Annotated in this window: 16 protein-coding genes and 1 pseudogene; 6 read left to right on the top strand and 11 right to left on the bottom strand. The window is 43.9% G+C overall.

All coding sequences use genetic code 11. The features are described 5' to 3' along the window. Nucleotides 1–61 precede the first annotated feature (61 nt). A pseudogene (locus CYK47_RS05425) lies at nt 62–2,473 on the top strand (DNA internalization-related competence protein ComEC/Rec2); the annotation flags it as partial. On the opposite strand, the gene CYK47_RS05420 reads toward CYK47_RS05425, so the two are convergent. After that, nucleotides 2,403–3,395, bottom strand: a complete 993-nt coding sequence (locus CYK47_RS05420) for a lysophospholipid acyltransferase family protein (RefSeq protein WP_252150250.1) — start codon at nt 3,393–3,395, stop codon at nt 2,403–2,405. The pseudogene CYK47_RS05425 and the gene CYK47_RS05420 overlap by 71 nt on opposite strands. Before the next feature lie 120 nt (nt 3,396–3,515). Here CYK47_RS05420 and sppA point away from each other — a divergent pair, with 120 nt between their 5' ends. Continuing rightward, nucleotides 3,516–4,538 carry a signal peptide peptidase SppA gene (sppA, locus tag CYK47_RS05415; RefSeq protein WP_122899660.1) on the top strand — a complete coding sequence of 341 codons (1,023 nt, stop codon included), beginning with the start codon at nt 3,516–3,518 and terminating at the stop codon, nt 4,536–4,538. Next, nucleotides 4,535–5,323, top strand: a complete 789-nt coding sequence (locus CYK47_RS05410) for an alpha/beta fold hydrolase (protein ID WP_122899658.1) — start codon at nt 4,535–4,537, stop codon at nt 5,321–5,323. The genes sppA and CYK47_RS05410 overlap by 4 nt, the downstream gene beginning before the upstream one ends. Nucleotides 5,324–5,354: 31 nt before the next feature. On the opposite strand, the gene purN is transcribed toward CYK47_RS05410, so the two are convergent. Together purN and purM are read right to left on the bottom strand one after the other, a co-directional pair. Next, complete coding sequence (gene purN / locus CYK47_RS05405; RefSeq protein ID WP_122899656.1) at nt 5,355–5,984, bottom strand: phosphoribosylglycinamide formyltransferase; 630 nt, start codon at nt 5,982–5,984, stop codon at nt 5,355–5,357. Nucleotides 5,985–6,002: 18 nt separating this feature from the next. Then, nucleotides 6,003–7,073, bottom strand: coding sequence for a phosphoribosylformylglycinamidine cyclo-ligase (gene purM / locus CYK47_RS05400; RefSeq protein WP_122899654.1), 1,071 nt, complete (start codon nt 7,071–7,073; stop codon nt 6,003–6,005). A gap of 134 nt (nt 7,074–7,207) precedes the next feature. On the opposite strand from purM, the gene cxpE reads away from it, so the two are divergent. Together cxpE and hda are read left to right on the top strand one after the other, a co-directional pair. Further along, nucleotides 7,208–8,410, top strand: coding sequence for a chloramphenicol efflux transporter CxpE (cxpE, locus tag CYK47_RS05395; RefSeq protein ID WP_122899652.1), 1,203 nt, complete (start codon nt 7,208–7,210; stop codon nt 8,408–8,410). A 40-nt stretch (nt 8,411–8,450) separates the two neighbouring features. After that, nucleotides 8,451–9,158 (top strand): DnaA regulatory inactivator Hda, encoded by a 708-nt coding sequence (hda, locus tag CYK47_RS05390; protein WP_122899650.1) that lies wholly within the window; start codon nt 8,451–8,453, stop codon nt 9,156–9,158. Between the two features lie 24 nt (nt 9,159–9,182). Here the strand turns inward: hda and CYK47_RS05385 are convergent, their stop codons facing one another. From CYK47_RS05385 to CYK47_RS05365, 5 genes are all read right to left on the bottom strand, one after another. Continuing rightward, the gene (locus CYK47_RS05385) at nt 9,183–9,584 is read right to left on the bottom strand and encodes a DUF3106 domain-containing protein (protein WP_122899648.1); all 402 of its coding nucleotides are present in this window, start codon (nt 9,582–9,584) and stop codon (nt 9,183–9,185) included. After that, nucleotides 9,574–9,894 carry a hypothetical protein gene (locus tag CYK47_RS05380; RefSeq protein ID WP_122899646.1) on the bottom strand — a complete coding sequence of 107 codons (321 nt, stop codon included), beginning with the start codon at nt 9,892–9,894 and terminating at the stop codon, nt 9,574–9,576. The genes CYK47_RS05385 and CYK47_RS05380 overlap by 11 nt, the downstream gene beginning before the upstream one ends. Further along, a complete protein-coding gene (locus tag CYK47_RS05375) occupies nt 9,891–10,505 on the bottom strand; it encodes an RNA polymerase sigma factor (protein WP_122899644.1) in 615 nt (204 codons plus the stop codon). Before CYK47_RS05375 ends, CYK47_RS05380 begins: the two co-directional genes overlap by 4 nt. Before the next feature lie 157 nt (nt 10,506–10,662). Beyond that, nucleotides 10,663–11,439 carry a TrmH family RNA methyltransferase gene (locus CYK47_RS05370; RefSeq protein WP_122899809.1) on the bottom strand — a complete coding sequence of 259 codons (777 nt, stop codon included), beginning with the start codon at nt 11,437–11,439 and terminating at the stop codon, nt 10,663–10,665. Between the two features lie 51 nt (nt 11,440–11,490). Further along, nucleotides 11,491–12,465 carry a class 1 fructose-bisphosphatase gene (locus CYK47_RS05365; protein WP_122899642.1) on the bottom strand — a complete coding sequence of 325 codons (975 nt, stop codon included), beginning with the start codon at nt 12,463–12,465 and terminating at the stop codon, nt 11,491–11,493. A gap of 182 nt (nt 12,466–12,647) precedes the next feature. Here CYK47_RS05365 and CYK47_RS05360 point away from each other — a divergent pair, with 182 nt between their 5' ends. Next, on the top strand, nt 12,648–12,833 hold the full coding sequence (locus CYK47_RS05360; RefSeq protein ID WP_122899640.1) for an NF038105 family protein: 186 nt from the start codon (nt 12,648–12,650) through the stop codon (nt 12,831–12,833). Between the two features lie 36 nt (nt 12,834–12,869). On the opposite strand, the gene pal is transcribed toward CYK47_RS05360, so the two are convergent. The 3 genes from pal to tolA all read right to left on the bottom strand — a co-directional run bounded on the left by pal (nt 12,870) and on the right by tolA (nt 16,166). Then, a complete protein-coding gene (gene pal, locus CYK47_RS05355) occupies nt 12,870–13,445 on the bottom strand; it encodes a peptidoglycan-associated lipoprotein Pal (RefSeq protein WP_122899638.1) in 576 nt (191 codons plus the stop codon). Nucleotides 13,446–13,472: 27 nt separating this feature from the next. After that, nucleotides 13,473–14,750 carry a Tol-Pal system beta propeller repeat protein TolB gene (tolB, locus tag CYK47_RS05350; RefSeq protein ID WP_122899637.1) on the bottom strand — a complete coding sequence of 426 codons (1,278 nt, stop codon included), beginning with the start codon at nt 14,748–14,750 and terminating at the stop codon, nt 13,473–13,475. Nucleotides 14,751–14,921: 171 nt separating this feature from the next. After that, nucleotides 14,922–16,166, bottom strand: a complete 1,245-nt coding sequence (gene tolA, locus CYK47_RS05345) for a cell envelope integrity protein TolA (protein ID WP_122899633.1) — start codon at nt 16,164–16,166, stop codon at nt 14,922–14,924. Between the last annotated feature and the right edge of the window lie 2 nt (nt 16,167–16,168).

Raw genomic sequence — 16,168 nt, 5'->3', positions numbered from 1 at the left:
TTGAAGCCCACTTCGGTGGGCTTTATCATGTCTGTAAGCGCTGACACGGGATGGTTGCAGCATGCATATTGGTTTAGCTTTGGCATGGTTAACAGGCATTGCATTAATAGGGCAGCAGATTTCGGGTCTGCCTCGGATCGGCTTTGCGTTGGCGCTACTGTTGCTGCTACTTTTGCTTCTGCAACTGTATTTACAGCATCAATTGCAACAGGTGTGGTTACGTCTTGGCAATGTGATGTTTGGTATGTGGGTGGCATTTATACTCGGGTATAGCTATGCCCAGTCGGTATTAGAACAAAGATTGGCCTTGCGCGAAACGCAAATTGCAACGGTAGATGTGGTGGTTTATGTCGAGCGACTTAATCAACCCAGTGAGCGCAGCATTGCACAAGCCGTGCAAGTGTTGGGCTTTAAGCCTGAGCCCGTCACTTGGCTCAGTTATACTGCGATTCATGAAAAAACAGGGCAAGCCAAAACGCCCGTTTTACAACTGGGGCAGTATTATCAGATTCAGGGGCAAGTGCGACCTGCACATGGCTATGCCACGCGTGGGGCTTTTGATCAAGAAAAATGGTATGTACAACAAAATATTATGGCGACGCTGCGTATTGAGCAGCTTCGGCCTTTGTCTGCCAGTGAAGTGCAGCAATTACAACAACGTTATCCACTTGGCTTGGCTCAAAAACTACGGCTGAGCATTGAAAAAAAGCGTTTGGCTGTACGTGAATTTATGATCCAGCAACCCATTCAGCACAAAGGGCTATTACTGGGTTTGTTGACTGGGGATCGCAGTTTATTAGCCTCCGAGACGGAAGACGATTTTCGCCGTTTGGGTATCAGTCATTTATTGGCGATTTCTGGGCCACATGTACTGATTTTTGCTGCTATGTTGTGTTGGGGCTTGCAGCAACTCATTCGTAGGTATCAGCCCAAGCTCTATTTAAAACTGCCCAAAACCTATGTCTTGATTGGGCCCTTTGTAGTGGCTGTGGCCTTGTATTGTGCTTTTGTGGGGTTTGAAATTCCAGCATTACGCACGCTACTGATCGTAAGTTTAAGTTGTGTGCTGTTGCTGTTTGGTCAAGCCTTACAACCTTTAAAATTATTGGCTTATAGCGCGGCCTTACTGTTGTTGTTTGATCCTTTTAGTGTGTTATCTGCAGCCTTTTGGTTGTCGTATGGCGCATGTTTTATTTTGCTACGTATTTATCAAACGATACAGCGCAACGATCAGAGTGGCTTTGCTTCAGTACAGCGTTTACAACAGGCATTAGTTTTATTGGTCGAATCACAGTGGAAAATCTTTTTAGCGCTGTTGCCTTTAATGCTCATCTTTTTTAAGCAAGTGGCATGGATTAGTCCTATGAGTAATTTAATTGCCATTCCTTATTTGGGTTTGGTGGTGGTGCCATTAGATATTGTAGCAGGCGTGGCATGGCTGCTGTTTGAACCGTTAGGCGCAGTGTTATGGCAACTCAATGATCATCTATTGGGACTGCTGCTCGTGATGTTGTACGCTTTAGATCAGGGCTTACAACCGCAACTCATTCCTTGGGCGATGAGTACATGGCAATTGCTAGCGCTGATATTAGCCCTAGTGATCGTGTTTTTACCGCGTGGTTTAATCCCTAAATTTTGGGCACTCGTCTGTTTAATCCCAATATTTTTTGATGATCATAACCGTCAACCCTTTGAATTGCATGTATTAGATGTGGGGCAAGGTCAGGCGATTTTGATTCGTGATCAAGGGCAAGCACTCATGGTAGATGTGGGGGGCAGTCCAGATGAACGCCGTTTTAGCTTGGGCGAAAATGTAATTTTACCGTTTTTATTGCGCAGTGGCATTCAACAGCTCGATCAAGTGATCTTAAGCCATTTAGACCATGATCATAGTGGTGCTTATCCTGCCTTGAGTCAGAAAATAGACATGGGGCGAGTCATGAGTAATGAGTCACTTGCCCAAGCGCCCCCCACATTTGAATACTGCTACAGTGGGCAACAATGGCACTGGCAGCGGGTCAGTTTTCAGGTATTATCACCGCCCAAAACGGCATTGGCACAGGCTCAAAATGCCAGAAATGAGACTTCTTGTGTACTGTATGTGACTTATCATGGTAAAAGTGCAAACACCCATTTTTTATTGATGGGGGATGTAGGTTGGCCGACCGAACATCAACTGTTATTGCATTATCCACATTTAAAGGTTGATGTTTTGCTGCTGGGGCACCATGGCAGTAAACATAGTTCTGCTTATGGTTTTTTGCAGCATTATCAACCTCAAGTGGCAATTGCTTCCGCGGGATTTGCCAATCGTTATGCGCATCCCACGGTAGAAGTTCAAGCACGGCTTAAGGCGCTACAGATTCCTTTACTCAGCACCATTGAGCAGGGCAGTTTAACCTTTACTGTGGATCATCAAGATCAGCTGCTGCTGCAAGCTCAGCGTCACGCTCGGCTTTGGTTGCAGCGCGAAGCTGGGCAATACGATCCAGCGCCTCAGCCGTTGGTGCATTATATAAACCGCCTAAAGCAGGATTGGCCTTAAAACGTTTATAGCTCCAGTGATAATGTTCTGGGTAGCGACGAATTAAATCTTCAAGCGCATGATGAATAATTTCAGTGCCTTGATTGGCAGTGCCTTGATAAATGGCTTCGTCAATGGCTTCGATATGCATATCAAAGCCATCGCTGTCGTTACGCAGTGCATATAGTAAAATCGCCTTGGCCTTGGTTTTTTGAATCAATTTGGCACTTAAGTTACTTGACGCTAAAGGCACACCAAAATACGGCACCATATCACCGCCTTGATTTGGGGTGTGATCTGGTAAAATCACCGTGGTACCGCCTTGTTTTAAGGCTTTAAAAATTTGCCGTACCCCAGATTCATCAGTCGGCACTAAATTGGCCTGTTCACGGCTACGTGCATTACGTACAAATTGATCTGCCGCAGGATTTTTGACTGGCTTATACATAATGGTCATAGCGGTATGCTGCGCGACCCATGCATTCATGACCTCCCATGTACCAAAATGGGGTACTACCAAGACAACCCCTTTTTGCTCCGCCAAAGCGGCATCTAAAATTTCACGACCATGAATATGGTGAATACGGCTGATATTCTTTTCGTTACTTGAGCCCCAAATACTAAAAAACTCAAAATATGAACACAGCTCATTTTTAATGGCAGCACGACAAATACGGTCGCGTTGTTGTTGGCTCATATCTGGAAAAGCGATTTGTAAATTCAGCTGAATGGTTTTTGAGGTTTTAGAAATCTTAAAGTTATTCACCAAACCAGCTAACATTTTGGCAACAAAGCGTGATAACTGTATCGGTTGGCGGCTAACAAAGTTGAGCAAACGATAGGTCGAAGTCTGTTGAATGGGCTGAGTCATGGAGGAATAAGATTTCGCCAAAAAAGAAAATTATTATAGGCGAAAACCAAGTGCATTAGACAGTGCAAGCACAATCATTGTATATAATGAGGGCAATTTTAATTACATTGGGTCATTTTTATGTCCGATTGGCCACCAAAACCACAAGATCAAAGTACCCCACAGCCGATACCACCCACAGGGCAGGAATGGAAAATCCTTGAAAAAGCTGTATTGGCTTCGGTTGAAGAGCAGCGCCGTGCGCGTCGTTGGGGAATTTTCTTTAAATGTTTAACATTTGCGTATTTACTGTTTATCGTCTTAGTGATGGGCAGAGGTTGCTCGAGTGCCAGTAAAACCGACAGTGTCGCAGGCAGTAGTTCAGCGCATATAGCTGTGGTGGATGTAATTGGCACCATTGGCGCAGATAAACAAAGCGTCAATAGCGAAAATACCATCAAAGCCCTAAATAAAGCCTTTAACAATAGCCAAGCCAAAGCCGTGGTGTTAAATATTAACTCACCGGGCGGTTCACCCGTGCAATCCGATGAAATTTGGCAAGAAATTCGCTATTTAAAACAGCAGCATCAACAGAAAAAACTCTATGCGGTGATTGGTGATACGGGTGCTTCAGGTGCTTACTATATTGCTTCTGCTGCCGATAAAATTATTGTCAATCCATCGAGCTTGGTGGGTTCTATTGGTGTAATTATGCCTAACTATGGCATTAATGGTTTAATGCAAAAGTTAGGCGTACAAGATCGCACCATGACCGCAGGTGATAACAAAGCCTTATTGTCAATGACCCAACCGATTGATCCTGCTCAACAAGCGCATGTACAAGGTGTTTTAAACAACGTACATAGTCACTTCATTCAAGCGGTGAAAGATGGACGTGGCGATAAACTTAAATCTAATGATCCTGCGATTTTCTCAGGTTTATTCTGGACAGGGGATCAAGCAGTAAAATTAGGAATTGCCGATCAATTAGGTAGTATGCAGAGCTTAAAACGTGAACTTAAATTGGATAAAACGGTTAATTACACCATTGAGCATAATCCGTTAGATTCGATTTTAGGGCGTATGGGTAGCGAAATTGGTCAAGGTATAGCATCATCTGTGCAACAACAATTGCAAACAGAACAAGACCCAACACTCAGATGAAACCTTTAATTCATTTTGCGCATGCCAACGGCGTACCAAGCCAAGTCTATCAAAAGCTCTTTGATTTACTCTCCGATGAGTATGATGTGGTATATACCGAGCCTTTAGGTACGGATAAACGTTACCCCATTGATGAAGGGTGGAAAAGCCTAACCCAACAAGTGATTGATAGCATTGTACGTCAGGCGGCAGGGCGGCCTGTGATTGGGATTGGCCATTCATTGGGTTCAGTCTTAACTTTACAAGCAGCCTATGCGCGACCTGAATTATTTAATCAAGTGATTTTGCTCGACCCACCGTTATTGGTGGGTAAAACTGCCTTGGCTTTAGCCTTCATCAAACGTTTACAGCCGAAAAAGCTGGATCAATTGAGTCCAGCAGGTTTATCTAAAAAACGCCGTGATCATTGGGACAGTCGTGAGCAAGCAGCGCTGAGTTTACGCCCTAAAGGTTTTTATCAAGATTTTGATGAAGATTGCTTTCAAGCCTATCTTGACTATGCTTTAACGGATGACCCTATACGTGGTGGGGTGACTTTAACCATTCCTAAAATGGATGAAGTGAATATTTTTAGAACCAATCCCTCAACGTATTGGCAGCCTATACCTGAGCCAAGTGTGCCGATGCATTTAGTGGTAGGAGAAAACAGTATTTTTAATGAAAAAGGTTTTCCTAAATTAATTCAGCAAAAACTCGGTATTCCTTATAGCGTGTTTAAAGGCGGGCATATGTTCCCACTCGAACATCCAGTTGAGCTAGTGCACTATTTAAAGAAATTGATTTAAAAAAACGCAGCCTAGGCTGCGTTTTTAATGCTTATAATTTGGCAAATTGCACAGGTTCTGTCAAAGGTTGACCACGGTACAACACACCTTGTGGTGTATGCACTAGCGTACCATTACAAATCCACTCCGCGACTTGCGGGTAAATCAAGTGTTCGAGTGCATGTACACGCTCGGCAAGGCTGCTTTCGTTATCATGTGTGGCCACACGTAACAAACCTTGTGCTAAGGCCTGACCTGCATCCAGTTCAGCCGTTACATAATGTACCGTACAGCCATGATAGGCATCACCAGTACGCAGTACGCGTTGATGGGTATGCATCCCTTTGTAATGTGGCAAAAGTGAGGGATGAATGTTAATCATCTTACCTTGCCAACTTTGTACAAAGCCTGCGCTTAAAATACGCATAAAGCCAGCCAAGATCACTAAATCAACATCCCAATCGAGGAGTTGTTGGTGCATCACAGCATCAAAACTCTCACGATTTGGATATTGTTTATGTTCAATCACAGCCGTGGCAATACCAGCTCTTTGGGCACGCTGTAATGCATAGGCTTCAGGTTTATTCGAAATGACCCCAACAATTTGCCCCGATAGATTGGCATCAATCAAGGCTTGGAGGTTAGAACCGCTACCTGAAACTAATACTGCAATTTTAATCATGTTTAAGTAATAAACTGATTAAGCGAATACAACGCGGATTTTTTCGTCTGCGCCAGCCACTGATTCAGCATTGTCAACAATTGAACCCATTGCCCATGCTTTTTCGCCTAGGCCATTTAAAAGTTCAACAGTTTTATCTGCATCGGCTGCGTCAACCACTAACACCATACCGACGCCACAGTTAAATGTACGGTACATTTCAAACTGTTCTACACCGCCTTCGCGTTGTAGCAATTTAAACAATTCAGGCCACTCCCATGAGCCTTCGTTGACAATTGCCTGTGCGCCATTTGGTAATACGCGTGGTAAGTTACCTGGTAAACCGCCACCTGTGATGTGTGCCATGGCATGTACATCTACAGATTTAAGTAATTCAAGAATTGGTTTGACGTAAATACGGGTTGGTTCCATCGCAGCATCTGCGAGTGGGCGACCGTCTACAAGCTGGGTTAAATCAACATTTTTTACGTCTAAAATTTTACGAAGTAAAGAGTAACCGTTTGAGTGCGCACCGCTTGATGCCACGCCAATTAACACGTCGCCCGCTTTTACTTTAGAGCCATCAATGATTTTGCTGTGTTCCACCACACCTACGCAGAAGCCTGCAAGGTCATAGTCTTCACCTTCATACATGCCTGGCATTTCCGCAGTTTCACCGCCCACTAATGCACAGCCTGCAAGTTCACAACCTGCACCAATACCTGTAACAACATTGGCTGCTACGTCTACATTTAAGTGACCTGTTGCATAATAATCAAGGAAGAATAACGGCTCAGCACCGCAGACAAGAAGGTCGTTTACACACATTGCAACCAAGTCCTGACCAATTGTGTCATGACGGTTTAAATTAAGTGCTAAACGTAATTTTGTACCAACACCATCTGTGCCTGATACGAGAACAGGTTCTTCATAACCTTTAGGAATTTTACAAAGAGCGCCGAAGCCACCAAGGCCTCCCATCACTTCTGGACGTGATGTGCGTTTTGCGACTGATTTGATACGATCGACTAACGCGTCGCCCGCTTCAATGTCGACACCCGCGTCTTTGTAGCTTAAACCGGTGTTTGGGGTAGAAGTTGAGTTGCTCATAATTGAAGTCTCCGCATTCGCGCGGCGATTATAACCTGAATATACGAAACTCTTATGTTATTTATGAGGCAAAATGCTATCTTTATTGAAATATTTTAACTTTCATAACCAATAACAAGGAAAAAGGCGAATTTATGGGTGACAAAACCTTGCGTCGTATTTTTATATTGGCAGGCATCGCTCTTATTATCTGGATTCTCTATTTATTAAAACCGGTTGTCATTCCCTTTGTCGGTGCGTTTTTAATCGCCTATTTGTTAAGTCCATTGGTTGATAAACTGCATGATTATGGGCTGCCGCGTTGGCTATCCATTACTTTAGTTTTTGTGGGTATAGCGGTGGTGATGACCCTTGCTGTGTGGTATTTAGTACCGCTCATTTGGGAGCAGTTAAAATACGCAAGAGACAGTATTCCTGCGGGGATTCATTGGGTTAATTATACCTTTTTGCCGTGGGTGTCTGAAACATTCAATGTCGATCAAATGGAAATTGATACCCAACAGTTCTCCACGGTCATCATGGATTATGTACAAACCAACTACAGTGCCGACAGTGTACAGGCTATGCTCTTAAAGCTGGCGCAATCAGGGCTTAACTTTATTCAGATTGGCGGTACTGTGGTTTTAATTCCGATTATTGCCTTTTACTTCTTGTTAGATTGGGATCGTATGTTGGATGGTTTACGTCGTTTAATCCCACGTCGTTATGAAGCCAATACTTTGCATGTGGTAGGTGAATGCCACAGCGTATTAGGCGCATTTGTAAAAGGTCAATTGTTGGTGATGGTGCTGTTGGGTGTGGTCTATGCCGTAGGTCTACAGTTAATTGGTTTAGAAGTCGGTTTGATTATTGGCATGGTTGCGGGCTTGGCCAGTATCATTCCATATTTAGGTTTTGCAGTAGGGATTATTGCCGCTGTGATTGCCAGTCTGTTCCAATTTGGCTTGGACTGGATGCAGCTGGTTTTAGTCTTTGTGGTGTTTATGGTCGGTCAAGCGGTAGAAGGTTATATCTTACAACCGTTTTTACTTGGTGATAAAATTGGTCTGTCGCCTGTGGCAGTGGTCTTTGCAGTACTTGCTGGTGCACAGTTGGCAGGTTTTTTAGGCATGCTAATAGCCTTACCTGTGGCTGCAGTGATTGTGGTATTACTGCGTCATGTACGCGAATTTTACGAAACCAGTCAGCTCTATCAAGCCCAGCCGCAACTGAGCATCAATACCAGTGATGATGGTTCGGTAAATATTGCAACAGAGCAAGTTGATATTCATGTAGAAATGAAAAATCCTGACTTAAAAACACAGCAACTCAATGAAAAATCGAGTAAGATGGATTGACCTGACAATAACATGTAAGTGAAAAGGCTATACGACATATATGCGCCAACTGCAATTAGACATTGAACCTCAACTCGACGCTCGAATTAGCGATTTTTCGGGTCCAGGATGGGGACACGTGATTGATGCAGTCCGTCAGCTTCATGCGGGTTTAGTCAGTCGTTTTTATGTCTATGGCGGGGCAGGAACAGGCAAAAGTCATCTGTTGTCTGCCATTTGCGACTCGTATTTAGATGTAGGTAAATCTGCCATTCAAGTGTCTTTATTAGAGTTATTGGATGCGCCTACAGAAGCGATTACTTCGCTTGAACGCTATGATCTCGTCGCACTAGATGATATAGAAGCGATTAGTGGCGTACCGCATTGGCAAAAAGCTGTCTTTCATTTGATTAACTATAATAATCAAGAGGGTGGGCAATTGGTGTTTTCATCGCGTATGGCACCGATAGAGCTTAAACTAGAATTGCCTGATTTACAGTCACGTTTAACCCAAGCGGTGAGTGTGCGCGTACCCAATGGCAGTTTATATGCCGACCGTTATGCTTTGGTCAATTCAGTCCTAGATCGCCGTGGTATTCATATCGATCAACAAATTATTGACTATTTGCTCAATCATGGTCCACATCAAGCCTCGATTTTATTACAAAGCTTAGAACAATTGATTCAATTGTTAAAAGGTGAAAAAACCAAGTTAAGCGGTGCCACTTTAAGACAAATTTTTGCCCTGATCGATGAATATCAAGAATAAAAAAAGCCTCTGATGAGGCTTTTTTTATTCTGCATTGAGTTGGGTTTGACTATATTTAACGATATATTCATCACGAATAGCACTACGTTGTTCAGGAGGGGCTTGTTCTAAGCGTTGCCCTAATTCACGACGTTCCGTGCTACTCATTTTTTGCCACACCTCACGCATCTTTTGTTTTTCTTGCTCAGGCAATTGCGTAAACCAGTCAATGCGCTGTTGCAAGCTCCTGCTTTGTTCTTGAGGTAGTTCTTTTAGGCTTTGATAGCGTTTAATGGCAGCGATTTGCTCAGCTTCTGACATGCTTTCCCAACTATCGACTTGGCTATTGGCATCTTTAGAAAATAACCAAAAGCGTTCAAAGCCCGCAAAACTGGTTTGTAAAAAACCAATGGCACACAAGGCTAAAACCAGTTTTTTAGCTGCCATGTGGACCTCGGTCTTCCCCTAATACCATGAGCATCTCCAGATCCTCCACCATTTGTGGAGAGAGTTTGGGTGAAACTACGGCTTGATTGACAGGTGGTTCAGTTATTTCAGTTGAATGCGGTAAAATCGCGATGCCAGTAATGGCAGCCGCTAAGGCAAAACCTGACATTTTCCATAAACCGTAACGTGATGTCTTGTTGTGTTGAATACGTTCAAAGACATGATTGATCACTTGGGCTTTGTCGTGGGGACGGTCAGCCAAGTGATCGAGTTTGGAAGTGACTTGTTTTAAGTAATCATCATGTTTCATGTTGATGACCCTCCCAGATGTGGATTTAAATGTGCGAGTGTGGCGCGAAGCCCCTGAATCGCACGGTGATAATGAGTTTTTACACTACCTTCAGAGCAATTCATAATTTGTGCGGTGGTTTGTGTATCAAAACCTTCCCAAGCACGCAACATAAAGGCTTGTTGTTGACGCAGTGGTAATTGTTGAATCGCATTTTGAATTTCTTCAGCCGTCACATCTTGATCAAGAAAATCAGCGGGATTCAGGGCATTTTCGTCGACAATATCCTGTAGCTCTAGATCTTCATCATCTAAGCTGACTTTCTTAAAAAATGAAAACGGATTGGCACGACGCGCTTCTCTGCGGCGCCAATCTTGTAATTTATTGTTTAAAATGGTGTAAAACAGCGGATACCATTCATCATTGGGACGGTCGCTATACGATTTATGCAAGGAGATAAACGCCTCTTGCACCAAATCCATGGCAATCCCATGTTGACCTTGGGTGGCACTTTCCATCATGACTAAGGCACGCCCAGTTACCTCTTGCATAAAAAGCTTAAGGCGTTGCTCGGCCGTACTCTTGAGAATACTGGCATCTTGGCTTTGAGACTGTTTGGGTGCTAAATCCATAGAGATGGAAAATCCTGTCATTGGATACCCACCATTATTTCCATTGTCATAGAGCTATAACGCTGGAAATAATGATTTGGTTGACAATTCTTTAATTATTTTTCTAGTGTACTGTAAATTTTAAAGTCATGTGTCAGCGTTAAAACAAATCACACAATTACAGACGTTGGCGCACCATTTCAAAGAAACAAACTGAACCAGCAATGGCAACATTGAGAGATTCTTGCCCACCTGGTTGAGGGATGGTCACAGCTTGCGCATGTTGTAATGCATAATCAGAAGCACCTTGACCTTCATTACCTAAAATCCAAACACATTGTTTTCTGAGATTTTTGCTATAAAGACTTTCCGATTGATGTGAGCTGGTCACATACACTGGAATTTTAAATTGGTCTAGAATGTCTTCTAAGGCTACATTTTCGTAGATATTTAATGAAAAATGTGCGCCCATACCTGCACGTAACACCCGTGGTGACCAAATAGAAGCTGAACCTTTGGTACACACAATTTGTTCAATTCCAGCAGCAGCAGCCGAACGCAGTAGGGTGCCTACATTGCCTGGGTCTTGAATGTTTTCTAAAATTAAGGTGTCTTCTTGGAAGTTTAATGCTTCACGAGAGGTCGGCAGATCGACCACAGCAAGACATGCCAAAGATGTACCGAGCGTACTTAAATCTTTATATAAAGATTCACTTAAGACAAAGATATTACCGTCATATAAAGAAACGATTTTTTCCAAATCTGGATGGCTATAGGCCGCTTCAGTGGTAAAAATTGAGGTAATGGTACGTTTTTGCTCTAACCAAGCAAGGCTTAAATGCGTCCCTTCAAGTACAGTTTGACGATTCTTTTTACGGTATGAGTTTTGCTCAATCAAAGCACGTAAATGTTTAATCTTAGGATTATCTTTGGAATCGAGAAAAAAAGCAGGCATAGCAGCGTTATCCATGGAAGTAAGGTTTTACCTTACTTCCATTATGAAAAATTAAGAGTGGTAGTTGGTCACAAGATCAACTTCATTTTTTGAACCAATAATGACAGGGACACGTTGGTGTAAGTCGTTTGGTTCGATATCTAAAATACGCACACGGCCTGTGGTTGATGCACCACCTGCTTGTTCCATGAGCATACTCATTGGGTTTGCTTCATACATTAAACGTAAACGACCTGCTTTGGTCGGGTCTTTTAAGTCATATGGATACATGAAGATACCAGAACGGCACAGAATACGGTGAATATCACCCACCATGCACGCGACCCAACGCATGTTAAAGTCTTTTTCACGCGGGCCTGTTTTACCTGCCAATAATTCATCTACATAACGCTTCACAGGCTCTTCCCAATGACGTTGGTTAGATGCATTAATCGCATATTCTTTGGTATCTGCGGCAACCGTGATGTCTTGTGTTGTTAACAAGAATTCTTGGCTGTCTAAGTCATAAGTAAAGAATACAGTACCCGCACCTACAGTAAGTGCCATCATGGTAGATGGGCCGTAAAGTACATAACCTGCAGCAACTTGGTGTTTACCTGCCTGCATAAAGTCAGCAGCTTGGGTTACAGCATTTTTAGCGGGTAAAATTGAGAAAATTGTACCCACGCACATATTAATGTCGATGTTGCTTGAACCATCTAATGGATCAAATAACACCAAGAACTCACCATTTTCTTGGGCAGGGGTAAATTCATCTAATTCTTCAGAAGCTAAACCACCTACGTGTGGATGCACTTTTAAGGCATCAATTAAATAATCGTTAGAGATAACGTCGAGTTTCTTTTGTTCTTCGCCTTGCACGTTTTCATGCTCAGCACTACCTAAAACGCCAGCAAGCGCGCCTTTTTGTAATAAAACATCAATACGTTTACAAGTGTTGGCAATCGTTTCAATCACTTGCGCGAGTTCAGGTGTTAAGTTCCCGCTTTGTTGTTGTAAAAATTGGGAAAGCGTAAGATATGCCATTGCTGGAAAACTCCACAGTGCTAATAAACACATAGATAATGAGAAAAGATAGCGACTATTTTAGATGAGAACCAACAAAAAGAAAAATTAAACTCGACCTTTTGCTATGATTTTACCCTTGCAAGTTGATTAAAAGCTGCTATGTTGATTGAAAGGATAAAAACAAGGCGAGGAGGATCGCAATGAGCACACATAAGTTTGATGCCACCCCAACTCCAAGTGAAGGGATTAGTTTGGACGATATTTCTGCCGACAACATTAAACAAGCGTGGCAAGATTATGCGGCTAAACCTGAATATAAAGAGTTTAATAAACACGATTTAATTGAATCTTTGCAAGCTAAGTCAGACGAGCAACAGCCGTCATAAAAAAAGCGCTCTCATGAGCGCTTTTTTTATATTAGATTATTTGAGTAATGGTGGCACAGCTTCGTAGTTAATTTCTACGCGGCGATTTTCTTTCCATGCTGCTTCATTATTGCCTGTAGCCACGGGCATTTCTTTACCATAGCTGACCGCTTCAAGCTGCGTGGCACTGACTCCGCTGCTGACTAAAAAGCTTTCTACCGCTTTAGCACGACGCTCACCGAGTGCCATATTGTATTCACGCGTACCGCGTTCATCGGTATGGCCAGTTAATGCGACACGCGAATTGGCATTGGCGATTAAAAACTGGGCGTGAGCTTGCAAGGTTTGTACGTCCGTACTCGAAAGCTCACTGCTGTCATAATCAAAGTGCACCACACGTTTGGCCAAAAAGGCTTTGTTGGCTTCGGTTACGCCTTTGGCTGAAGCACCTGCTAAGTTTTGAGCGGCCAGGGCAGCATCTTCACTTAAACCTTGAGTGTCAACGCTCACACTTGGGGTGGTGTTACTTAGACCATTATCTGTAATCACTGGATTAACGGGTTTGCGGCTGGCACAACCAGTCATGATTAAGGCAGTGGCTAAAACTGGTAGCAGAAGTGGCATTTTTTTCATGTGAATCATCCTTATTGAGTGTGATGCTTATTTAGGAGCCCAAGCAGGTTCGCGTACTTCACCCACTTCACTTGGCAAGTTCATACGGAAACGCCCATCAAGTGACATAATCGACAATAGACCACGATTGGCTTCGCGTGTGGCATAAACCACCATTTGTCCATTGGGTGAAAAACTTGGTGATTCATCTAAGCTGGTTGGGGTAAGCACATTGGTCACGCCGCTATTGATGTCTTGAATGGCAACTTTATAGTTGCTGCCACTTGGACGATGCACCAGGGCAATTTTTTTACCATCAGCGCTTAAGGTGCCACGAGCATTAAAGGCACCGCGGAAAGTTAGACGTTTGGTTTCACCTGAGTCAAAGTCATGTCGATAAATTTGTGCCGAACCGCCGCGATCAGAAGTAAAGATAAAGCCTTTACCATCTGGGGTATAACGCGCTTCGGTATCAATGGCACTATTATTGGTCATGCGTTGTAAGGCGCGTGTGCTGAGATCCATTTGGTAGATTTCTGGATTGCCATGCATAGAAGCAGTAAATAGCATGTTTTTACCATCTGGTGAGAAGCTTGGTGCGCCATTTAAACCACGGAAGCTGGTGAGTTTTTCACGTGTCCCAGTGGCGAGGTTTTGGAGGTAAATCGCAGGGCGTTTAGTTTCAAATGACACATAGGCAATGCTTTTGGCATCGGGTGTCCAAGCAGGCGATAAAATTGGATCACGAGAGCTTAAAATTGTGCGTGGCTGTTCACCATCGGTGTCGGCAATTTGTAAGGTATAGCGTTGTTCTGGCGTGGCTGCATTACGTAATACATAGGCAATACGACCACTAAAATCACCCGCAATACCCGTTAAGGCTTGGAAGATGGTGTCACTCATCATATGTGCTGCTTGCCGACTGCGTGATGCAGGCACGGTCAGCATTTCATTGAGGAGATAAGTGGCTTTTTCGACATCGTAAAGCTGATAATGAATGGCAATACTGCCATCTGGGTTGGTGCTGCTGGATCCAGTGACGACATAAGGAATACCTGCGGCTTTCCAAGCGCCCGCGTTGGGTTGGTCATTGGCTGCTGTGGCAGGTAAGTTTTTTGAGGCACTCGAAAATTTACCTGAACGATTTAAGTCATTTTCAACAATAGGATAAATACTAGAATCGCTGCTAAACGGAACAATGGCAATTTTCGGGTTTTCTGCGGCAGTTTTTACAATTTCTAGATGTAGTTGTGCAAAGGTTTGGCTGCTGAGCCCTGCGCCTAAGGCGCTCATTAATGCTAAGCCGAGTAAATGTTTACGCGTCATATCCTTAGTCCGTTTAAATACTCAAAAGATTTGATTTTTTGTGACAATTTTGTCGGTTATCATGACAGATATTCTGTAATAAAAAAGCCCTTGGTCTAGGCTTTATTAGACAAAGTTTGTAATTTTGTGTCGAAAAAAAGCGCTATTTAAAGATTAAATAGCGCTTTTGATTTATCGGGCAGTAAAACTCGAAGTAAAGCTACGTGCCTGACTGCGTGCTTCTGGGTCAGACGGCATTGGATACGGTGCAGCAGCGCGTACCGCAGCTTCAATACTGGCTTTGAGGTCAGGATTGCTAGAGCTCACCACGACAGACAATACTGAACCACTATCGCTTAATGTGACACGCGCTGTCGCGCTTTGCCCAGTAGCACCGCTTGGAATATCCCAAGCACGACGAATTTTGCTTTCAAAATCGCGTTTGGCAGTAGAAGCAATTTTTTTCGCTTCTGCTTTTTTAGCGGCAGCTTCTTCTTTGGCTTTGGCAGCAGCAGAGGCTTTGGCAGCAGCAGCCGCTTCACGTTCTGCAGCTTCGGCACGTTCTTTAGCAGCCGCCTCGGCTTTGGCTTTAGCTGCGGCATCCGCTTTAGCTTTTTCAGCTGCCTCAGCTTTGGCTTTAGCTGCGGCATCTGCTTTGGCTTTTGCAGCGGCATCTGCTTTGGCTTTAGCTGCGGCATCTGCTTTAGCTTTTGCAGCGGCATCGGCTTTAGCTTTTGCAGCGGCATCGGCTTTAGCTTTTTCAGCGGCATCCGCTTTAGCTTTTGCCGCAGCGTCTGCTTTGGCTTTTGCCGCAGCGTCTGCTTTGGCTTTAGCAGCGGCATCTGCTTTAGCTTTTGCCGCGGCTTCTGCCTTTTGTGCAGCCGCTTCAGCGCGGGCTTTTTCTGCGGCACTGGCTTTAGCCGCATCGGCTTTGGCCTTGGCAGCCGCTTGTTTAGCCGCATCGGCTTCAGCTTGGGCTTTTAAACGTGCAGTTTCTGCGGCTTTATTTTGTGCTTGAGCTTTAGCAGCATCTTGTGCCGCTTGTTGTTCAGCGCGTTTGGCTTGCTCTACTGCTTTTTGTGCATTCAGTTGAGTCGTATCGGGCTGTACTTTAGGGCTAGGAATTGGTACAGGCACAGGAATCACAGGCGCATTAGCAGTAGGTGCTGCGGTTTGGGTGATTTGATTCGCTACGTTTGTATCTACGCTTTCGGCTTCTTCTATAAGCGCAGGCGCCTTTTCGGTTAGTATAGGTTCAGGTGGTTCAGGCACTAAATCTTCAGGACGGATCAACACAGTTTCTAAAGGTTTAGGTGGCTGTAATGGCTTACTCACGCCTAAATACAGCAAACCCACAATCGCAAGCACATGCACGCCAGCTGTAAAGGCCAGCGCGACTTTCTTTTGTGCAAATGGGGGCTTTTGAAAATTCTTCATCG

The organism is Acinetobacter sp. B51(2017), from assembly GCF_003711395.1.
In the GTDB taxonomy this organism is placed as follows: domain Bacteria; phylum Pseudomonadota; class Gammaproteobacteria; order Pseudomonadales; family Moraxellaceae; genus Acinetobacter.
This window is presented reverse-complemented; position numbering and strand designations above follow the sequence as displayed.